This window comes from Arthrobacter sp. P1_A5 (assembly GCF_056406825.1).
Genome location: NZ_JBFTZL010000261.1, coordinates 1 through 3,841, shown reverse-complemented (window position 1 = coordinate 3,841; position 3,841 = coordinate 1). Strand labels below are relative to the sequence as shown.

5 protein-coding genes are annotated in these 3,841 nt (G+C 67.3%); 2 read left to right on the top strand and 3 right to left on the bottom strand.

Annotated elements, in window-relative coordinates:
• On the bottom strand, positions 1-281 hold a 281-nt coding region (locus AC1D1S_RS19900), incomplete at its 3' end, for an aldo/keto reductase (protein ID WP_476995296.1).
• Between the two features lie 50 nt (positions 282-331).
• On the opposite strand from AC1D1S_RS19900, the gene AC1D1S_RS19895 reads away from it, so the two are divergent.
• Together AC1D1S_RS19895 and mshC are read left to right on the top strand one after the other, a co-directional pair.
• Complete coding sequence (locus AC1D1S_RS19895; protein WP_028275574.1) at positions 332-1,165, top strand: undecaprenyl-diphosphate phosphatase; 834 nt, start codon at positions 332-334, stop codon at positions 1,163-1,165.
• 15 nt (positions 1,166-1,180) lie between these two features.
• Positions 1,181-2,461: a cysteine--1-D-myo-inosityl 2-amino-2-deoxy-alpha-D-glucopyranoside ligase gene (mshC, locus tag AC1D1S_RS19890; RefSeq protein WP_476945143.1), complete on the top strand. Its 1,281-nt coding sequence runs from the start codon at positions 1,181-1,183 to the stop codon at positions 2,459-2,461.
• 75 nt (positions 2,462-2,536) lie between these two features.
• Here mshC and AC1D1S_RS19885 read toward each other — a convergent pair whose 3' ends face one another.
• Positions 2,537-3,055 carry a DUF1269 domain-containing protein gene (locus AC1D1S_RS19885; RefSeq protein WP_243177611.1) on the bottom strand — a complete coding sequence of 173 codons (519 nt, stop codon included), beginning with the start codon at positions 3,053-3,055 and terminating at the stop codon, positions 2,537-2,539.
• Positions 3,056-3,168: 113 nt separating this feature from the next.
• The coding region (locus AC1D1S_RS19880; RefSeq protein ID WP_476995295.1) for a PAC2 family protein at positions 3,169-3,841 on the bottom strand (673 nt) is incomplete at its 5' end.

The following is a 3,841-nucleotide window of genomic DNA, read 5'->3' as shown; positions in this document are numbered from 1 at the left end:
GTGTCGACGCTGCGGCGACCGTCCGCCGTCGTCAGTCCGGCCTTCGTGGAGATCACCACTTCGGAGCGCGCCACGACGTCGCCCAGTATTCCGCCGAGCATCGCCTCGGCCTGCCCGTCGGCRTAGGACGCCGCCGTATCGATCAGGGTTCCGCCGGCATCGACGAAGGTGCGCACCAGGGCGGCGGCATCCTGTTCCTCGGTTTCCCTGGCCCAGGACATGGTGCCGAGGGATAGGGCGGACACGCGCAACCCACTGTTGCCGACATAACGCTGCTGCATGTCAGCTAGCTTACGGGGTCGGGCTGCTTCGTAACGTAGGGTCTATAAACGTGAACTGGATACAAGCGGCTCTGTTGGGCCTGGTACAGGGGCTGACCGAGTTCCTCCCGATTTCCTCGAGCGCCCATCTGCGGATTGTCGGCGCCTTCCTCCCGGAAGCGTCCGATCCCGGCGCCGCCTTCACGGCCATCACGCAGCTGGGCACCGAGACGGCGGTGATCGTCTATTTCTGGCGCGACATCCTGCGGATCATCCGTGCCTGGTCCGGTTCGCTGACCGGCAAAGTCTCCCGGCAGGACCCGGATGCGCGCATGGGCTGGCTGGTGATCCTGGGCAGCATCCCGATCATCGTCCTGGGCCTGCTGTTCCAGGACCAGATCGAATCGGTACTCCGCAGCCTGTGGGGCGTCGCGACCATGCTGATCATCTTCGGCATGGTCCTCGCGGTTGCCGACACCATCGGCCGGCAGGACCGTGAACTGACGCAGCTGACCTACAAACATGGCCTCTTTTACGGACTGGCGCAGGCCCTGGCGCTGTTCCCCGGTGTGTCCCGCTCCGGCGGCACGATCAGCGCCGGGCTCCTGATGGGCTACACCCGTGAGGCGGCGGCCCGCTACTCCTTCCTGCTGGCCATCCCCGCCGTGTTCGGCAGCGGCCTGTACCAGTTGTACAAAGTGGTCTCCAAGGAAGGCATCACCGGCCCGTACGGGCTCCCGGAAACTGCCTTGGCCACCGTGATCGCCTTCATTGTGGGTTACGTCATCATCGGCTGGTTCCTGAAATACGTCTCCACCCGCGGCTACCGGCTCTTCGTCTGGTACCGGATCATCCTGGGAATGTCGCTGTTCCTGCTGCTCGGTTTCAATGTCATCAGCGCCTAGCACTAGGCTTGGTCTGTGAAATCCTGGACCTCCCGCCCTGTTGCCCAGCTCCCCGGCAGCATGCCCGCCCTGAGCCTCTTCGATACCGCCAAGGGCGGAATTGTCACCCTGGAGGCCACGGGTGAGCAGTCCATGTATGTCTGCGGCATCACCCCTTATGACGCCACGCACATGGGCCACGCGGCCAGTTATGTCGCCTTCGACCTCCTCAACCGCGCGTGGCGGGACGGAGGCCAGCACGTCGCCTACGTCCAGAACGTGACCGACGTCGACGATCCCCTCCTGGAGCGCGCCACGGCCACCGGCGTCGACTGGCGCGATCTCGCCGCGAGCCAAATCGAGCTGTTCCAGACCGACATGGAGGCCCTGAACGTCCTCGCCCCGGACCACTACATCGGTGCCGTCGAGGCCGTTCCCCTGATCGTTCCTGCCATCGAGCGCCTGCTGCGCAACGGACTCGCGTACCGCGTCCCCGGCACCGGCGGCGAGCCCGACGGCGACGTCTACTACGACGTCGAAGCCGCCGGGAAGCACTCGACGGACGACGTCGACGCCTGGACCCTGGGATCCATTTCCGGACTCTCCGACGCCGAAATGCTGGAACTCTTCGCCGAACGCGGCGGCGACCCTGGCCGGGCCGGGAAGCGCCAGGCGCTGGATCCGCTGCTCTGGCGGGTTGCCCGCGAAGGCGAGCCCAGCTGGCCCGGTGGCGAGCTGGGGGAGGGCCGGCCCGGCTGGCACGTCGAATGCACCGTGATCGCCCAGGAGTACCTGCCCAGGCCATTTACCGTTCAGGGCGGCGGCTCGGACCTTATTTTCCCGCACCACGAAATGGGCGCCGGCCACGCGTACTCGCTGGCGGGCGTGCCGCTGGCCCGCCACTTCGCGCACGCGGGCATGGTGGGCCTCGACGGGGAAAAGATGAGCAAGTCCAAGGGCAACCTTGTCCTGGTTTCCAGGCTCCGGGCTGACGGGGAAGAACCTGCCGCGATCCGCCTCGCGATCCTGGCCCACCACTACCGCACGGACTGGTCCTGGACCGCCGCCGGATTCGCCGAGGCCAAAGACCGGCTCCGCACCTGGCGCGAGGCCCTCGCCGTGGCGCCGGAAGGCTCCGCCGCGGCCCTGCTTGGCGGGCTGCGGACCGAACTCGCCAACGACCTGAACGCGCCCGGCGCACTCGCCGCTGTCGATGCCTGGGCCAAGGCCGCCCTGGCCGCCCCGGGGGAGGCCTCGGCCACGGACGCCGCGCTGGTCAGCGACGCGGTCGACGCCCTGCTCGGCGTCGAACTCTAACCGGATTTCGATCGGCCCCGGCCGGAGAAGATCCCAAAACCCAGCGGCCGTCTCCACGGTGGCTGCGTCGGCCGGTCAGGACGAAGCGGCCTCGATGATTTTCTCGTCGCCCTCGTTCACGGCTTTGACGACGGCGTCGTAGTCACCACTTTCGACAGCCTTGCTGACCTTTTTGGTGGCCTTGCTGATCGCCTTGTCGACGCGGTCCAGGTAGAGGTCATCGACGATGGCAACGATCGCCGAGGAGCCCGGCGGCAGAAACTCCTCCGCGTTGACGCCGATGGACTTTTCCTCATGCCGCTTCCTGATGGCACCCACACCAGCGCCGATCCCGGCACCGATCACGCCGGACAGCAGCAGTGGCGGAGCGAACAGTCCGACCACCAGGCCGCCGACTGCGCCGGCCTTGGTGCCGCCGGCGACCAGTCCGCCGCCGTGCTCCTTGACCTCGGTCTTGCCCGAGGAGTCACGCGACAGGACGACGGCAGCCGCGACGGCCGCGTCGTCCATGCCCTTGATCGCCTTGAAATCCTCTTCCGCCGAGCCCTCGTCGGCGTACGACGACACGAACAAGATGTAGTTGTGATCTGTCATGGTGTGCCCTCCACTCGGTGTTGGCCGGCGTCGCGGCCAGGTCCAACTCTCGCCGCGACAGGCGCCCGCCGTCAGGGTCATAAGACTCTGGTCCGGGGAAAGCGGGACGAGGCCTAGGGCTTGTCCTTGCCCCGGCGCTTGAGGTAGCGCTCAAATTCGCGGGCTATCGATTCACCGCTGGCCTCCGGGAGGTCGGCGGTGTCCTTGGCCTCCTCCAGCTGGCGCACATACGCCGCAATTTCCGGATCCTCTGTAGCGAGCTCGTCCACGCCGCGTTCCCACGCGTCGGCCTCCTCCACGAGTTCCGTGGTGTCCAGCGGGACCTGGAGCAGCTCCTCGACCCGGTGCAGCAGGGCCAGCTGCGCCTTCGGCGACGGGGCCTGGGCTACATAGTGCGGCACGGCCGCCCAGAGCGACACGGTCGGGAGCCCGGCCAGCAGGGCCACCTCGCCGAGCACGCCCACAATCCCTACGGGGCCCTCGTACTGCGAGGCCTCCAGGTCCATCCGCTCACGCAGTGCGGCGTCGTCCGTGGAGGTGCTGACCGGAATGGGCCGGCTGTGCGGCACGTCAGCCAGCAGCGCACCGACCAGGATGACGTAGTCGACATGCAGGGCCTCGGCATGCACCAGCAGTTCCGCGGTGTAGGCACGCCACTTGTAGGACGGCTCGGTGCCCTGGACGAAGRTGACGTCCACGTTCGAGTCGGGGACGCTGGCCTTGAAGATCCGCGTGGACGGCCACTTGATCTTCCGCTCACCGGCCGCTGTCCGCCGGATCGTGGGC

Coding starts and splice junctions, on each gene's coding strand:
- AC1D1S_RS19885 (WP_243177611.1), bottom strand. CDS start 3,055: ATGACAGATCACAACTACATCTTGTTCGTGTCGTCGTACGCCGACGAG.